Origin of the sequence: Desulfolithobacter dissulfuricans (assembly GCF_025998535.1) — a bacterium.
In the GTDB taxonomy this organism is placed as follows: domain Bacteria; phylum Desulfobacterota; class Desulfobulbia; order Desulfobulbales; family Desulfobulbaceae; genus Desulfolithobacter; species Desulfolithobacter dissulfuricans.
The window spans coordinates 1,007,061-1,022,745 of the sequence record NZ_AP024233.1 but is presented as its reverse complement, the minus strand read 5'-3'; the positions used below and the strand labels follow the sequence as shown (position 1 = coordinate 1,022,745).

Annotated in this window: 11 protein-coding genes and 2 pseudogenes; 11 read left to right on the top strand and 2 right to left on the bottom strand. The window is 54.8% G+C overall.

The window, feature by feature from the left end; translation table 11 throughout:
• Positions 1-53 precede the first annotated feature (53 nt).
• The 11 genes and pseudogenes from GF1_RS04415 (at position 54) to GF1_RS04365 (ending at position 13,245) form a co-directional block, all read left to right on the top strand.
• Entirely contained in the window at positions 54-1,811 is a 1,758-nt protein-coding gene (locus tag GF1_RS04415; RefSeq protein ID WP_267928414.1) for a cytidylyltransferase domain-containing protein, read from the top strand.
• Positions 1,808-2,658 (top strand): annotated as a pseudogene (locus tag GF1_RS04410) (N-acetylneuraminate synthase family protein). Before GF1_RS04415 ends, GF1_RS04410 begins: the two are co-directional and overlap by 4 nt.
• Positions 2,659-3,281: 623 nt before the next feature.
• Positions 3,282-3,953: pseudogene (locus tag GF1_RS16385) on the top strand (class I SAM-dependent methyltransferase); the annotation flags it as partial.
• Positions 3,954-4,045: 92 nt separating this feature from the next.
• The gene (locus GF1_RS04400; protein ID WP_267928411.1) at positions 4,046-4,519 is read left to right on the top strand and encodes a hypothetical protein; all 474 of its coding nucleotides are present in this window, start codon (positions 4,046-4,048) and stop codon (positions 4,517-4,519) included.
• A 344-nt stretch (positions 4,520-4,863) separates the two neighbouring features.
• A complete protein-coding gene (locus tag GF1_RS04395; RefSeq protein WP_267928410.1) occupies positions 4,864-6,072 on the top strand; it encodes a polysaccharide pyruvyl transferase family protein in 1,209 nt (402 codons plus the stop codon).
• Positions 6,073-6,161: 89 nt separating this feature from the next.
• Positions 6,162-6,833, top strand: coding sequence for a class I SAM-dependent methyltransferase (locus GF1_RS04390; RefSeq protein ID WP_267928409.1), 672 nt, complete (start codon positions 6,162-6,164; stop codon positions 6,831-6,833).
• Complete coding sequence (locus GF1_RS04385) at positions 6,830-8,119, top strand: B12-binding domain-containing radical SAM protein (RefSeq protein ID WP_267928408.1); 1,290 nt, start codon at positions 6,830-6,832, stop codon at positions 8,117-8,119. The genes GF1_RS04390 and GF1_RS04385 overlap by 4 nt, the downstream gene beginning before the upstream one ends.
• 17 nt (positions 8,120-8,136) lie before the next feature.
• Positions 8,137-8,886, top strand: coding sequence for an SDR family NAD(P)-dependent oxidoreductase (locus GF1_RS04380; protein ID WP_267928407.1), 750 nt, complete (start codon positions 8,137-8,139; stop codon positions 8,884-8,886).
• Complete coding sequence (locus GF1_RS04375; RefSeq protein ID WP_267928406.1) at positions 8,879-10,123, top strand: ATP-grasp domain-containing protein; 1,245 nt, start codon at positions 8,879-8,881, stop codon at positions 10,121-10,123. Before GF1_RS04380 ends, GF1_RS04375 begins: the two co-directional genes overlap by 8 nt.
• On the top strand, positions 10,120-12,162 hold the full coding sequence (locus GF1_RS04370; RefSeq protein ID WP_267928405.1) for a polysaccharide deacetylase family protein: 2,043 nt from the start codon (positions 10,120-10,122) through the stop codon (positions 12,160-12,162). The genes GF1_RS04375 and GF1_RS04370 overlap by 4 nt, the downstream gene beginning before the upstream one ends.
• Positions 12,163-12,189: 27 nt before the next feature.
• Complete coding sequence (locus GF1_RS04365; protein ID WP_267928404.1) at positions 12,190-13,245, top strand: FkbM family methyltransferase; 1,056 nt, start codon at positions 12,190-12,192, stop codon at positions 13,243-13,245.
• 43 nt (positions 13,246-13,288) lie between these two features.
• On the opposite strand, the gene pseC is transcribed toward GF1_RS04365, so the two are convergent.
• On the bottom strand, positions 13,289-14,449 hold the full coding sequence (gene pseC / locus GF1_RS04360; protein ID WP_267928403.1) for a UDP-4-amino-4,6-dideoxy-N-acetyl-beta-L-altrosamine transaminase: 1,161 nt from the start codon (positions 14,447-14,449) through the stop codon (positions 13,289-13,291).
• The gene (gene pseB / locus GF1_RS04355; RefSeq protein ID WP_267928402.1) at positions 14,446-15,447 is read right to left on the bottom strand and encodes a UDP-N-acetylglucosamine 4,6-dehydratase (inverting); all 1,002 of its coding nucleotides are present in this window, start codon (positions 15,445-15,447) and stop codon (positions 14,446-14,448) included. Before pseB ends, pseC begins: the two co-directional genes overlap by 4 nt.
• Positions 15,448-15,685 lie beyond the last annotated feature (238 nt).

Here is a 15,685-nt window from a genome sequence, read left to right as displayed (position 1 = left end):
CCGGCTTCAACTTTCCACTAACAATCCAACATCAAAACTTGAGCTGAGCAGGGATGCAGGAGAGCAGCAGGGACACGTTTAAGCAGGAACGAACAGTGGCCTTTATTGTGGCCCGTCTCGGATCGTCCAGGCTTCCTGGAAAGCAGTTTAGAAAAATCGGGCGCAAAATGCTCCTCGAGTGGCTTTTGGAGGAACTCAGGAGATGTCGGCAAGTCGACAAAATAGTCCTGGCCACCTCTGCGGAGCCAGAAAACGGCCCCCTTCTCTCCTGGAGCGACAAGCAGGGCATATCCACCTACAGTTATCCTGGAGGCGTCAACCATGTAACTACCCGGTTGCGGCGGGCAGCTGAAAAATTCTCCGCGGAGATATGCGTGCTTGTCAGTGGCGACTGCCCATTGATCCATGCCCCTGCCATCGATCAACTGGTCTCGTCACTCAAATGCCACCCGGAGGCAGACTTTGTCGCAGCCAAACCAGACAGCCAGGGGCACCCGCCGGCCTTGCAGGGTATCTCGGTTGCCCGGATCAAGACCTGGCAGCGTGCCGATGACCTGTCGGACCGGCCGGCTCTGAAGGAACACCATTTTCCGATCCTCCACCAACGTCCTGACCTTTTTACCTGTCACAGAATCGCGCTTCAAAAGGACCTCTATGCCCCGTTTCATCATCGTTATTCCATAGATACCTGGGCAGATCTTGAATTTCATAATGTAGTGCACAACACCCTTGCAGCCAGCGGCTCCACCTACAGCCTCCCTGCGGTCGTCAACCTCCTGCGGCAGGATCAATCCCTTGTAAGCATCAACAGCCATGTCCACCAGAAAGGTGTGGGAGAAATCGACAGGAAGGTCCTCATGGTGGTAGATGCCGGTGAAAAATACGGATACGGGCATCTCATGCGGAGCCGTGAATTGGCGTTGCAGATCACGGAACGGCTTGGATGGTCGGTCACCTTCCTGGTAACCGACCTGGAGGCGACAAACTCCCTGGAGGCGGTCGGACTCCGGGTACTGCCAAAGGATAAAGACGCGACAGACCGCTCCGCATCCCTGCCAATGTACAATGGAAAAAATCCCGTCGAACTCCTTGGTCTCTCCGCCCCCGGGAATACCGCCTGGCTTGCCTCCTATGACCTGGTTATTCTGGATCTGAACTGCCAGAACAACCTGCCACCGGGGTGGAGGCAGAGGCTTCCCGAAAGTTCAAGGGTCGTAATCATCGACCGGCTTGATGACTGGACCAGGGAAGCGGACCTTGTCATTATTCCTGGTGTTACAGGACAAGTTCCCGACAGTCAGTCCGCTGATGGGAAACCTGAAATTCTTGCAGGACGCGACTATGTGATTCTTCGCAGGGAAATCAGCAGACTGACGGACCGGAAGATTCCCAAAAACATTGATCTCCTGACGTACCTGCATCACGAGTGGCAAAGAGATATCATCAAGAAATTTTCTGCAGCAACTGATCTTACTGTTCACATCATTGAGGGGCAACGTCCTGATTTCCATTATCTTATGGCGAGAAGCCGTGTGTTTTTAAGCGGATTTGGCGTTTCTTTTTACGAGGCCCTTGCCCTGGGCACCTACCCGGTAACCTGGGCGTTTTCCGCTGCCCATTGCCGCGATGCCCGATGCTTTTACAGGCAGACCGGTCTCAGGGAGATCGTGGTACCCACCGATGCAAAGCAGGACGAACTTTCCAGGGTCATCAATCAGGCCCTGGTCGAGAAAACAGGACAGGTCATTGAGGACGGCACCTCCAACATTGTCCGTAAGATAAACTCTCTCCTGAAGCAACCCTGCGCATGACTGTCACATTTATCGCCGAGGTATCCAGCAACCACAATCAGAATCTCGGGCGCTGTTATCGCTTTATCGAGACAGCTGCCCAAATAGGATGTGCGGCGGTTAAATTTCAGCTGTTCCGGATCGACAAGCTCTTTGCCCCCTCTGTGCTGCAGCTAAGCGCGGAACACAGAAAAAGAAAACAGTGGGAATTACCCACCGAATTTCTTCCCCTTCTCCATGAAAAATGCGCGGAACATGATATTGCATTTTCATGTACGCCCTTCTACCTGGAAGCGGTGAACGAACTCGCCCCGTTTGTCAGCTTCTACAAGATCGCCTCCTACGAGCTGCTCTGGAAAGATCTCCTGATCGCCTGCGCCAAGACCGGCAAACCCGTTGTTCTCTCCACCGGCATGGCGACCATGGAGGAAATAGACGAGGCGGTCACGACATTGCAGGCGGCGGACTGTCGGGACCTCACACTCCTTCACTGCGTCTCCGCCTACCCGACGCCCGTGGACCAGTGCAACCTGGCGGTCATCGAAACACTCCGGCAACATTTCGGTTGCCGGGTCGGATGGTCTGATCACAGTGTATCGCCAGCCGTGATGTACCGGGCCGTGCACAGATGGAAGGCATCCATGATAGAATTCCATCTCGATATCGATGGTCAGGGTGCCGAATACCCCTGGGCCATTGCTGGCTTCCGCAAAAAGCCACAGAGGTGATCGAAACGATCCGGCTCGGCATGGAGGCTGATGGTGCCCCCGGAAAAAAGGTTATGCCCTCGGAAGAGCCTGATCGCGCCTGGCGCCGGGATCCCGATGACGGACTGCGTCCCCTTGCCTCCACCCGCGACCATCTGTGAAACCACCCTCTACGATGGATCAGAACCCTCTGTGCCAATGAGAAAGTGTCACCTGCCCCTTGAGAAATTAGTGGAGGGCGGGCAGGAGTAATCACCATGAAAACTGTACCATTACACCCCGAGTCCATGCAAAATCAAACAACGTCACCCATGGGAAGAGCGAAAGGAGCCCGTAGGGCGACTAGAATTCCTTCTGTGGACGATGGTCAACCATCAGCAAAATCCGTCGTCCCATCCCCGATCCAGAGATGATGGAAAAAGCCCAGAAAGCGCTTTACAGGCGCCTATAACTTGCGAACCCTGCAAGAGTACGAGTCAAGGAAACAACGGAGAAATGAGATGGTGGACGCTTCACCTCCCTGAACAGCACAGCTGGCACGAAAACAGCTTGCCAAGCCATGTCTGTATCAAGGACCACATTTTATCGGCACAAAGGGTGAAAGGGTTTTCCAGATGTGAATTCAACTGTTGCCCACCAGAGCCAATCAGGGCTATTCATAAGTTATGAAAAACAGTGTTTTATCTTCACTGACAGATTCCGCCATATATCTCCTGTTGGCGGTGACCAGGGAACTGGAGCTGAAAATCGGAACCGGCCATACACCACGGGAGGAGGGCTTCTGATGCCTGGATCCTCACTCTGCCCCCTGTGCGGAGCTCGCGGACGCACCGAAGCAGGGACCCAGGTTCTGCCGGTCATGGACGACCGGCAGCTGGCCCGGGCCCTGCAACATCTTACCGCGACCTATCTGGTCTGCGACCACTGTGGCACTGTATCTCAGCATCCCCTGCCGACGGCATCTGCGCTGGACCGCTATTACGCGAACACCCCGCCGCCTCGGACAGTGGCCGAAACTACGGCTTACAAAACCCCGGTACTGGAGGATCGCCTGGATCTGCTGCAGAAGACAACGGGGCTCACCAGCGGCCGTTGCCTGGAAGTCGGCTGCGCCGACGGAGCACTCCTGGACCTGGTTGCTGCTCGCTGGGGACTGGAGACCGTTGGCCTGGAGCCGGCGCCGAGCGCCAACGACAGATACTCGTCCCACCGCATTATCCACGGCACCCTTGCCGACCTGGTGGCATCAGGAGAGCTGGAACCGGCCTCCTGCGACCTGGTGATCTGCCGCCACGTCCTGGAACACGTGCACGACCCCGCCTTGTTCCTGGACCAGTTGGCGGGATTCGTCGCCGACAGCGGATGGCTGCTACTGGAGGTGCCCTCCTCCCTGCTGCTGGCATCAGACGGCGGCTACCATATCGGCCAGAACATCCACACCACCCACCTCCACCACTTTACGGGTCCGGGCCTGGCCTCGGCTATCACCGAACGAGGACTGGCCGTCGTGCATCTGTCGGACCGGGACGTAGGCCGCTATCCCTGCCTATGCCTGGTCGCCACAGGGGTCTGGATGCCGGAAAGCTGTTCGCCCGCCAGCTTGACCGCCAGGAACGATCCTCTCGCCGGGCTGCTGCCGAACTGGCCGCCCTGTTGGAAAACGATGCGCCCGCGGCTGACGGCGTGCTCGTCTGGGGTGCAGGAGTTGACCTGCTTGGCGTTCTACAGTACCTGCCTGTGGAGTTGCAGGCCCGGCTGTGCGTGTATGACGCCAACCCCGCCAAGCAGAACCACAAGCTGTTGGCGGCCTCCATCCTGGACGACCACGCCCTTGAGAATCTCGCCCCCCGGCTGATTCTGGCGGGCGTGGGTAACCGGACCTTGCTTGAGGACATCCGCGACGCGGCAGCGGTACGCTTTCCCGGAGTACCTTTCCGCTGTCTGTTCCGGCTCAAGGAGACGCCATGCATGTTGGACCCGCAAAAAGAAACTAAGTGGCAACTTATTAATTTCACAGAATAAATATGCATATTTAAATTGCAAACCAGGACCAACCTTACTAATACTTGGCAATGCCATGTCAGCAATCCAAGAGACGACGCAATGTTTTATGCAACAGATCACAAACAGGCTCACATTTTCGTTTCCCGGGATCAGATGGAACCAGGACTTCTTCACCCCTGGCCGGCAAGTACCGGAAGCAGGACAGAAAATATTTCATCAACCTCTACGGACGCAAGCGAAAGGTTCTTGCGTATGAGCGTGTTGTGAAGCACTAGACCTTGGATTTTGGCGCAGTATCATCGAGCGCAGCGGTTTTTCAACAACCTGCTCAGGATTCCGACATACATCAAGCGGAGTGACCAATGGCCAAAAGAGTTCTGTTTGCCGGAGCGTACGGTATTCGCAGCCAGGGCGACGATGCCGCCCTCCTGGTCCTGTACCGGGAGCTTCAGCGTCGCCACCAGCACCTGGAAGGGGTGGTGCTTTGCCGCCACGCCTCGGAAAAACTGTATGCGCCCTATGGACTCGAGGTTCTGCCCAATTTTGAATACGAGAGCAGAGCGGCTGGTCTGGGAAAATGGTTTCAGGGCTTTAACCACGACGACGACCGGCGCCACCTGCACTCCCTGCTCCGGCAGATTGAACGCGCCGATCTCCTGATTCTTGGTGCAGGCAATGCCTTTGTCGACTACACGATAGACCTGCTCAAAGGCCCCATACCCTATTTTGTTATTCTCACCCTCATGGCCCAGATGACAGACACCCCTGTACTCTGGTTCGGCATCTCCATCGGTCCCCTGACAACGGATCTCGGTTGCAGAATGACACGGCTGGCCGCGAAACTGGCAGATATCATCACGGTACGGGACCAAGGGAGCCTGCAATACCTCCGATCACTTGATCATAAGGGTGAAATACACCTGCTGCCGGATCCTGTTCTGGGCCTTGATCCCGGCTCCCGGCCTCGCCACCCGTTCCCAACCGGCTGCAGCGGGGGCGAAAGACAGGTCTTCGCGGTTTCTGTTCGGGCGGTAACCAGACAGATGGGGATGGATTACCAACGATATATTGACACGATGGCCTCATCCCTTGATCAACTGATCGAACATTTCAACGTCAACATGCTCTTCATTCCGCATTGCACCTACGAGCATGGCGCCCCTGAACAGGACGACCGGACCGTGGCCCGGGCCATTTCCGGGCGAATGCAGCACCATGATTCTGTACTCAGAGTCGACGACCACCTGTCTGTTGACGAATCCCTGGCGCTCTACAGAAACTGCAACCTCGCCATTTGTACCCGGCTGCATGCCAATGTCTATGCGGCGATCCAAGGGGTACCATCGGTGGCCATTAGCTACCATCCCAAGGTAACAAGCTTCATGGATTTCATCGGCTGTGACAACTACTGCATTTCTCTGGATCACCTTCTTCCGGAAACCATTATCCATAAAACAGAGGACCTGATGCGAAACAAAATTTCCGTATCCGCGGCGGTCCGAAACAAGATCGACCGGGCCAGAACAGAAATCAACCGGTATGCTGATCTGGCCTGTGACCTGATGCGGTAACAGCGTCTTGCCGGAGCCAGGGGTCTTCCAACGCCCCGGACCAGAATCGACTACCTTCATGGACGACCAGACAACCACCCAGGACAGCGATGCATTGCTTACGACCACACACCATCTTCGACCTTCTTGACGAGAACGAAAAATTGGCCACCATTCCCCTGCCGGGCAAACACTCTCTCACCTCCATGCTGGAGCGGGCTATTCTGACGGCGCTCGTGAAACTTGGTCGGCCGGAAACCATTTTTGAGTTCGGCACCTATATCGGGGAAACGACCACCCTTCTTGCGCTCAACAGCAAGGCCACAGTTTTCACTGTCGACCTCGACGAAATAACCGCCAAGACACCTCTTGATGACTTTGAAAAAAAGAACTTCGCCACCGGCAGGCAAGGAGAGAAAATGTTCCACGGGCTGGCAGAGGCCGGACGTATCAAGGAACTCCATGGGGATTCCACCACAATGGATCTTTCGCGGTTCACCGGACAGATCGACTTCATCCTCATCGACGGCGGACACCATATCGATGTGGTTGCCTCGGACACAGAGCAAGCCTTCAAAATGCTCAGAGGTGGCAAGAGAGGGTTTATCGTGTGGCATGACTACAAAAATCCCCGGTATGAAATCACCGGATTCCTTGACCGGCTCTCCCGCGACATTGCCCTATACCATGTCGAAGAAACAACATATGTATTTTACTGTACTGTTCCCTCAGACCTGAAAGCTATAACAACATGGGAAACCGGGGGCCGACACACCACATGAAGATCACACTCCTTGTTACATCGCTCAAAGAGGACGAGCTACACAAAAGGCAACTTCCGCTCGGGATCGGCTATCTTGCCTCCTACGTGGAAAAACATCTACCCGATGTCACGGTAGACATCACGGCCGACATCAATGACATCTTCCTCCAGAAACCGGATCTGGTCGGGATCAGCTCTGTTTCCCAATGCTTCAACGCAGCTCTGGAACATGCCAGAAAGATAAAAAAACACCTCGCAATCCCTGTCCTGCTTGGTGGATACCATGTGACCTCGCTACCGCAGCAACTCCAAAGCTGCTTTGATGCAGGCGTCATCGGCGAGGGAGAAACGACGTTCCTCAACCTTGTGAGGCTCCTGCAAGACGAGGGCGCATTTTCCCCATCCAGTCTCCGCCACATTCCGGGAATCTGTTATCATGACGAATCAGGAACCGTCAAAATCACCGAGCCCGTTGAACCGTTATCTTCCATAGACCTGTTGCCATATCCCAAGCGGAATATCTCGCCCGGAGCGAAAAATATCTTTCAGTTCTCTTCCCGGGGCTGTATCTATCGATGCAAGTTCTGTGCATCGTCCCGACACTGGAGAAAATTCCGGCCACACAGTGCAGCCTACTTTGTCCAGGAATTGAAATATCTGCAGAAAACCTATGATGCCACAAGCATCCATCTCCTCGATGACCTGTTTTTTGCCGATCCTAAAAGGGTTCGCGAGATCGTGACGATGATGCGAACCGAAGGACTCTCCGATCAGTTTCGGTTCGACAGCTTCATCTCCTCCAACCTTGCCTCCAGAGACATCCTCCTCATGGCCAGGGAGATGGGTTTCACTTCCATAAAATTCGGAGGAGAAACAGGATCAGACCGATTACTCAAGGAGATCAAGGGCCCGCATGCCTCGGTTGCCCATCATCAGCGCTGTATAAATCTGTGCCGGGAACTGGGTCTGGACGTACGCGCTTCCTTTATTTTCGGCAGCCCGGGGGAGACGGAAGAGGACCTGGAGCTGACCTACCAGTTCCTGAAAAGGAACAAGGGGGTGCTAAAGATCCACGGGTTTTATCTCACCATGCCCATCCCCGGCACGCCTTACTGGGATCTGGCCATGCAGAAAGGACTGGTCAGCGAAGATATGGACTGGAGCCGACTCAATATCGATTACCTGAAGAAGGAGTCCTTTGATCTTGAGAAGGCCATTTATCTCAACGAGGAAAATGTTTCACGGACCACCCTGAAACATTATTTCGAGACATTCAGAAAGGAATTCGAATTCTTTCAAGGATAAACCAGGTGGAGGAAAATATGCGCCTGAAAGACAAGGTCGCCGTCATTACAGGTGGATCCCGCGGAATCGGCAGGGAGATCGCTCTGGCCTTTGCCAGGGAAGGATGTCGCATAGTCGTCAACTATATATCCCGGGTCGATCTCGCCGACGAGACCGTAAAGACAATAGAGGCAGCCGGAAGCCGGGCCATGGCTATCCGGGCCGACATATCCCGACGGCCGGAAGTCAGAGAGATGTTTTGCAGGGCGATAGATGAGTTTGGCCGGATAGATATACTGGTCAACAATGCCGGGATCAACAGGCGGGGCTGGTTTGAAGAGGCGACCGATGAAGACTGGGACCGGATCATGGAAGTCAACCTCAAGGGGCCTTTCATCTGCAGCCAGGAAGTTTTTCCCTACATGAAGAGGCAACAAAGCGGCCGAATCATCAACATTTCCTCTGTTGCCGGCCAATACCACGGGCCCAAGACCGTTCATTATGCCGTTTCCAAGGCCGGACTCAACAGCCTCACCAAGGTGATCGCCCGTTATGGTGCCGAACATAATATTCTGGTGAATGCAGTGGCCCCGGGCATCATGTGGACCGATCAGACAGCGGACGAGCTGGCCAGCCCCGCCGGACAGAAGATAATCGACATGACCCTGGTGAAAAGGCCCGGTCAGCTGCAGGACGTGTCCAGCACCTGCATCCTGCTGGCCTCTGACGAACAGAACTATATCACCGGTCAGGTGATCAGCGTCAGCGGAGGGGCCTACCTTGGCTGAGAAGGAACAACAGGCCCGGCAGACCATTCTTCTGCTGGGAGCCAGTGCGGACCAGATCTTTGCTATCCGAACGGCCCGAAGCATGGGGTTACGGGTGCTGGTGGTGGACAGACAGGCAACGTCTCCCGGTTTCAAGCTCGCTGACGACCATGCGCAGATCAGCACCACGGACATTCCGGCACTGAAAAGACTGATCGATCGATATCAGCGGGATAAGGGTCCCATCGCCGGAGTGCTTGTCATGGGAAGCGATATTCCGCAGGTTGTCTGTGAACTTGCATCGTATCTCGGCACCCCGCACATCCCCATGAGGTCGGCAAAGCTGTCGACCAACAAGTACCTGATGAAGCGCTGTTTCGCCGATCACGGCGTACCCGTTCCCTGGTTTCGGGCCATCCACAGCCTCGATGAGTTGATCCAGACGGTCGAGCAGCAGGGATATCCGCTGGTTCTCAAACCGGTGGATCGTTCCGGAGCCCGGGGGGTATTCTATCTGAACCGGGGCTGCGATCTCAAGGTACTGTACGAGCAGTCCCGGGCCCTCTCTTTCACGGGACAGGTCATGGTAGAGGAGTTTCTGCCCGGCCTGCAGATCAGCACGGAAACAGTTATGTGGCAGGGCAGGGCCCATACACCTGGCTTTGCTGACCGTAACTATGAAATGCTGCACCGTTATGCGCCCAATATCATTGAAAACGGCGGCTGGGTTCCCAGCCGTGTCACCTCCGGACAACGACAGGCTGTTGAACGGCTGGTGGAGCAGGCGGCTTTAGCTCTCGGGGTCGAAAACGGCGTGGTCAAAGGTGATGTGGTCCTCACCCCGGAAGGTCCCAGAATGATAGAAATGGCCACCCGCCTCTCAGGCGGTGATTTTTCCGAAAGCCTCATCCCGCTGGGCTGCGGCGTCAATATCGTTGTGGCAGCCATCAATATCGCTATCGGACGCGAACCGGACCTGGATTTACTTAGGCCCCGGTTCCAGAAAGGGGTGGTCAATAGGTATTTTTTCCCCGAGCCCGGGACTCTGATCCGCATAGAGGGAGCGGAGAATGTCCGACGACAGCCATGGCTGCATAAACTGGAATTCTGGTATCAGCCCGGAGACCGGGTTCCACCGGTACAGAGCCATGCCGACAGGTTCGGGGTCTTTGTTATATGCGCAAATACAAGAGAAGAAGCGGAAGACCATGCCGACTGGGTGTACCGGACGATCAAAATAGTCACCAGCACTCCATGAACTTTTTCCTTATCTTCCATCACAATCTCGCCTTTTCGTCGATTCCCACAAAACACTACCGGTACTTGGTAGATAATGTGTACGGTCGACTGCTGGATATTGCGGAAAACGGCATCCCGCTGGGTCTGGAATACACCGGGGAGACCCTTGAACTCATCGCCGACCTGCAGCCATCGTACATCACCAGGCTTGGGACGCTGCTTGCAAGCGGGCGGGCCGAGCTGATCGGTTCGAGTTACTCACAGGCCATCTTCCCGTTGATCCCAGCCAGGGTCAATCGCTGGAATCTGAAATACGGCATCGAAACATACGAAAAAATACTCGGGACCAGACCAAAAACAGCCCTTGTCAATGAACAGTGTTATTCGGACAGCCTGGCCGGCCTGTACCGGGAGGCCGGCTACGAAGCCATCATCTTTGACTGGATGAATGCCAGGAAAGAGCACTCCTGGCCGGAAAGCTGGCGTTACCAGCCCGTAATCCACGCCGGGACCGGGCTGATTTTCCTGTGGAGTGACTGCATCTCCTTTCAAAAACTGCAGAGAACGGTCTGGGGAGAGCTGGATGAAGAGGAATGGGAAGATTTCATCAATGCCTGTCAGGGCAGAGCGAACAGCTCATCCGTGGCCAACCCTCTCTTTTCTCTCTATGCATCCGATGCCGAGGTTTTCGATTACCATCCCGGGACCCTGGAAACATGGACGGCCGACAGGGGACATTTCAAAAAACTCCACAACCTGCTTGCCGGGCTGACAACAAAGGGGAAAGCATCCATCCTGTTGCCGTCCCAGGCCCTCGCCAGGGCCAGAACCGCTTCCCTGCCTGAAATTGAACGGGTATGCACCCCCTCCTACCCTGTCCGGACCAAGAAACAGGATAAATACAACGTCACCCGATGGGCGGTAACCGGACGGGCTTCCGCGAGAATGAATACTCAGTGTTACAGACTTTTTGCCGCCATCAGCAAGCATGAGTCCGCCACCACCTGCCCGCCCGGGCGGCTTGATTTCCTGCAAAAAGAACTGGTCAGCCTCTGGGGCAGCGATTTCCGGACCCACACGACCGATGAAAAGATAGAGAACTTCAGAAACAGAATGGGAGCAGCGCTTTTTCTGGCCGGTGCCAGGGAGGATTCAGGAAGAAATTGCCGTATCGAGGGGTCGTCCTCCCCACCCTTGTTGACCTGTATCTCGGGAAAGAGCGGGCGCAAGATCTCTCTTGAAAAGGGCGGAACGTCGCTGACCATCCTGAAAAACCGGGGCATGGCCATAGAAACGTTCACCTGTCGTCAATGCGGGCCCCACCCACTTCTTGGAACCATCCCCCATGGGTACTTCCCCGATATATCGCTGGCATCAGATTTCTATACTGGCCACATCATGCTGCTTACCCAGGACGGGCGGCAGTACACCGATCTCTCGGTAAAGGTCCCGAAACTTGAGATAACCGACCAGGAAAATTTCGTCCTGGTGAGAAACAAGCTACCAATGGAACTGCCGGGCCTCACAGTCTTCAAATCACTGTACCTGGGCGAAAACAGTCTGACAATCCGCTACGACATGTATGCCAGAGATCTCAGGCCCACCTCGCTGCGCCTTGGGATCTGCACCTTCCCGCCCCGATCATTCCACAGGGAAACACTGTTTTACGAAACAGCAAACGGTGGCGACAGAACTGAACGATTTTACCTCAAGGGCAGGAAAGTCGTTCAGGGCTCACCGGCAAACCATATCGTTACCTGCAGGCACTGCCTGGGCAACACCGATGGGCGCCTGGTCGTGGGCGACGCGACAAAATGGTTGACCATTGTCTCGAATCCGGTTGAGCTCTATTCGGTTCCCCTGGTCCACTATGAAGAAGTCGCCACCAACACGACAACACCTGATTATTACCTGCGGGTATACCATTCGATCTGTGAACGCGACGATGTGGCCAATGTATTCTGGAAAGGTGAAATGAGCCTGAGCTTCAAAATAACGGCCCACAGCCAGGGTACGCCAACCCACAAAGTGACCCGGAATGATGGCGATACCTACTGAACAATTCCGACCTGAGGCCCTCCTGCCATGCCTGCGCAAGTTCCCTTTCTCACCAGTGTTTTCGATCTTCCCGGAAATATAGAACTTTCAATTTTCGGGGCCGGCAGGCTGGGGGAATCCCTGGCCGAGGCCCTGCAGCGCGACAGGAAAGACATCACCATCCGGTCGTTTGTGGACAAAAACAAAACCGGTAGCCTGAACAACATCCCTGTCCTGAATCCCGAGATATTTTTCAAACGTACGGAAAAAGATCATCTCGTGGTCGTTGCAACCCATTTCTGGCTCAGGGAGGTACTGGCACTGCTGCAGGATCATGGCCTTGTCAACATCATCATTTCTGCGATAATCCCGGAAGAAACCTTGGAGTACTCCCAGGTTCTGGACAAACACCTGCAGAATATTCGAATCATAGAAAAACAGTTGACCGGAACCCGTTCAAAAATGGTCTGGCAGGCGGTCATCCAGGGGATGAGGGGCGACCTGTCCTGCCTGCTGCAGCTGTTCCTGACAAGGCAGGGCCAACAGTATCTTGATCACGTGATACTGAAAAAAAAGTACACGGTTATCGAAGGTGGCATGTTTGACGGCACCAACACCAGGCAATTCGCCGAAATTGTGGGACCGGAGGGCAAGATCATCGCCTTTGACCCGTTACCTGCCCGCATCCCGGATTTGCCGCCACAGGTACAGGTGGAAAACATGGCCCTGTGGAACGAAACAACCACCCTTTATCTGGTCGCCAAAGGACCTGATTCCACTGTTTCCCGATTCCAGGTCAACAACGCGGAACCGGTACGTGCCGTGGACCTGGACAGCTATCTCAGGGGACAACAAGTTGACTATATAAAGCTGGACGTGGAAGGTGCGGAAATGGCGGTGTTGCAGGGGGCAGCACAAACTATAAAGAGGCACCGGCCCCAGCTGGCAGTATCCATATACCATTCCCCGGAAGACTACTTTCAGATCCCTCTCTGGATCTTTTCCATGTGTAAAGAATATCTCTTTTTCATGGAGTCCTACTCGCCGTCCCTGGGTGAAAAGATATTGATTGCCATACCACAGGAAAAAATTCTGAAGGCGTAAGATACCTGCGGAAGGCACTCACGGCAGGAAAAATAGCCGGGCATTACATTATAATTCGGTACAATGTGTCCACAATCTCATTCTGCTCCGCCTCTGTCAAGGTTGGGAACAGAGGCAGGGTTATGGCCTCGGCGTAATACCGTTCGGCCCCTGGATACTGCTCCCCGGCAAACCCCATCCCCTGATAATACGGCTGGCGATAGAGGGGGATATAATGAAGTTGAACCCCGATTCCATGGTTTCTCAGGAATGTAAAGACCTCTCGATGGCTGCTCCCGACATCATCAATCCGCAGCCGGATCACATATAGGTGCCAGCTTGATTGGCAGTCCGGATGCTGCCACAGGGGTTGCACGGGCAGGTCCGCCAGCAGCCTGTCGTACCGGCGGGCAAGCTCCTGTCGGCGCGCAACATAGCGGTCCAACCGGCCCAGTTGGCTGATCCCCAGTGCGGCCTGGAGGTCCGTCATGCGGTAGTTGAATCCGAGATCAAGCTGCTCATAGTACCACGGTCCATCGGATGGGCCTCTCATCTCCGCGGGGTCCCTTGTAATACCATGACTTCGCATCCTGGCCATTTTCCGGGCAAGCCCGGTATCATTGGCGACCGCCATGCCGCCCTCACCGGTTGTGATGATTTTGACCGGATGGAAACTGAACACCGTTATGTCACTGTAGAGACAACAGCCAATCGGCCCTCCCCTGTATCGCCCGCCGATGGCATGGGACGCATCCTCGATGATATGGAAACCATAACGTTTTGATAATGCATGAATGGCTTTCATCTCACAGGACTGTCCGCAGAGGTGTACGGGTATGACTACCTTGGGAAGCGTACCGGCGTTTTCAGCATGTGCAAGCTTTCTGGCCAAGGCTTCAGGGCAGAGGTTGCCCGTCCGTGGATCGATATCGACAAAATCAATCCCGGCCCCACAGTACAGGGCGCAGTTCGCCGAAGCCACAAAGGTGATCGGCGTTGTCCAGACCACATCTCCAGGGCCGACCCCCAGGGCCAGGCAGGCAAGATGGAGGGCTGAAGTGGCACTGTTTACGGCGACGGCATGACGGGACCCGCAGTATCGCGCCACGCTCTTTTCAAACTCCGGGACCCTTGGTCCCTGGGTCAGCCAGTCGGAGCCCAGCACCTCCACAACCGCCGCGATATCCTCGGCGGTGACATCCTGCCTGCCGTATGGAATCGTCACGAATCGGTATGGGTATTGAATTCACGAATCTCGTCGATGGACAGGAACCGCTCGTTGGAGCCCGAGTTGTATTCAAATCCCTGGTCCACCGGTTCTCCGTTTTCACCAAGCCTGTTGCAGATAAAATTATTACTCCTGCCGGTAAACGTGATGGTGGGACGAATGACGTAGTGGTCGCTGAACTCCAGGGTGAGATGGGAATCATCGGCAGGACACATGATCTCATGGAGTTTTTCTCCGGGACGGATGCCAACGATCTTCGTTGGCAGTTCCGGCGCCATGGCCCGGGCCAGGTCCGTAATCCGGATCGAGGGGATCTTGGGCACAAAGATCTCCCCGCCATGCATGCGGGAAAAACTTTTCATCACAAAATCAACTCCCTGACGCAGGGTTATCCAGAAACGGGTCATCCGCTCGTCGGTTATGGGCAGGTGGTCACTGCCGTTATCGATGAGCTTTTGGAAAAAGGGAACCACCGAGCCACGAGAACCGACCACGTTGCCGTAACGGACCACGGAAAAAACCGTTTTCAGCCCTCCAGAAAAATTGTTGGCCGCCACGAACAGCTTGTCCGAGGCCAGCTTGGTGGCCCCATAGAGGTTGATGGGATTGACCGCCTTGTCCGTCGAGAGGGCGATCACCCGGGATACTCCATTGTGCAGGGCCGCATGAATCACGTTTTCAGCTCCGTAGATGTTGGTCTTTATGCACTCGGTCGGGTTGTATTCCGCCGCAGGGACCTGCTTCAGGGCAGCGGCATGCACCACATAATCCACCCCGCGCATGGCCTGGATCAATCGCTCCCGATCCCGGACATCGCCAATGAAATACCGCATGCAGGGAGCATTCATTTCCTGCTGCATGTCAAACTGCTTCAGCTCGTCACGGGAAAACACGATGATTTTCCTTGGCTTGTGCTCTTCCAGAAGAATCCGGGCAAATTTTTTGCCAAACGACCCGGTCCCCCCGGTAATCAACACCGCTTTGTCCTCAAACATGCCCGCTCCAAACCATGCGTCTGAAAAAATTCATCATACCCCGGCCCCCTTGACGGCAAAAAATATAAATAATATTAATGTTATTGCGCAATAAAACATTAGTCAAATGAAAACTCCCGCCCCTCTTACCGTCAAAAGCACAACCAGGTGAGCCAAAAAGAGCTAAAGGAAAGCACCTCCTGCTCCGAAAAGGTAACCGAGAGACAAAAAAAGTATAGTTTGAGAGATGTTACGTTTG

Bases quoted from the DNA above. Each gene is read 5' to 3' on its own strand.
- pseB (WP_267928402.1), bottom strand. From the start codon at position 15,447: ATGTTTGAGGACAAAGCGGTGTTGATTACCGGGGGGACCGGGTCGTTT.
- GF1_RS04365 (WP_267928404.1), top strand. From the start codon at position 12,190: ATGCCTGCGCAAGTTCCCTTTCTCACCAGTGTTTTCGATCTTCCCGGA.
- GF1_RS04415 (WP_267928414.1), top strand. From the start codon at position 54: ATGCAGGAGAGCAGCAGGGACACGTTTAAGCAGGAACGAACAGTGGCC.
- GF1_RS04385 (WP_267928408.1), top strand. From the start codon at position 6,830: ATGAAGATCACACTCCTTGTTACATCGCTCAAAGAGGACGAGCTACAC.
- GF1_RS04390 (WP_267928409.1), top strand. From the start codon at position 6,162: ATGCATTGCTTACGACCACACACCATCTTCGACCTTCTTGACGAGAAC.
- GF1_RS04380 (WP_267928407.1), top strand. From the start codon at position 8,137: ATGCGCCTGAAAGACAAGGTCGCCGTCATTACAGGTGGATCCCGCGGA.
- GF1_RS04400 (WP_267928411.1), top strand. From the start codon at position 4,046: ATGCCTGGTCGCCACAGGGGTCTGGATGCCGGAAAGCTGTTCGCCCGC.
- GF1_RS04370 (WP_267928405.1), top strand. From the start codon at position 10,120: ATGAACTTTTTCCTTATCTTCCATCACAATCTCGCCTTTTCGTCGATT.
- GF1_RS04395 (WP_267928410.1), top strand. From the start codon at position 4,864: ATGGCCAAAAGAGTTCTGTTTGCCGGAGCGTACGGTATTCGCAGCCAG.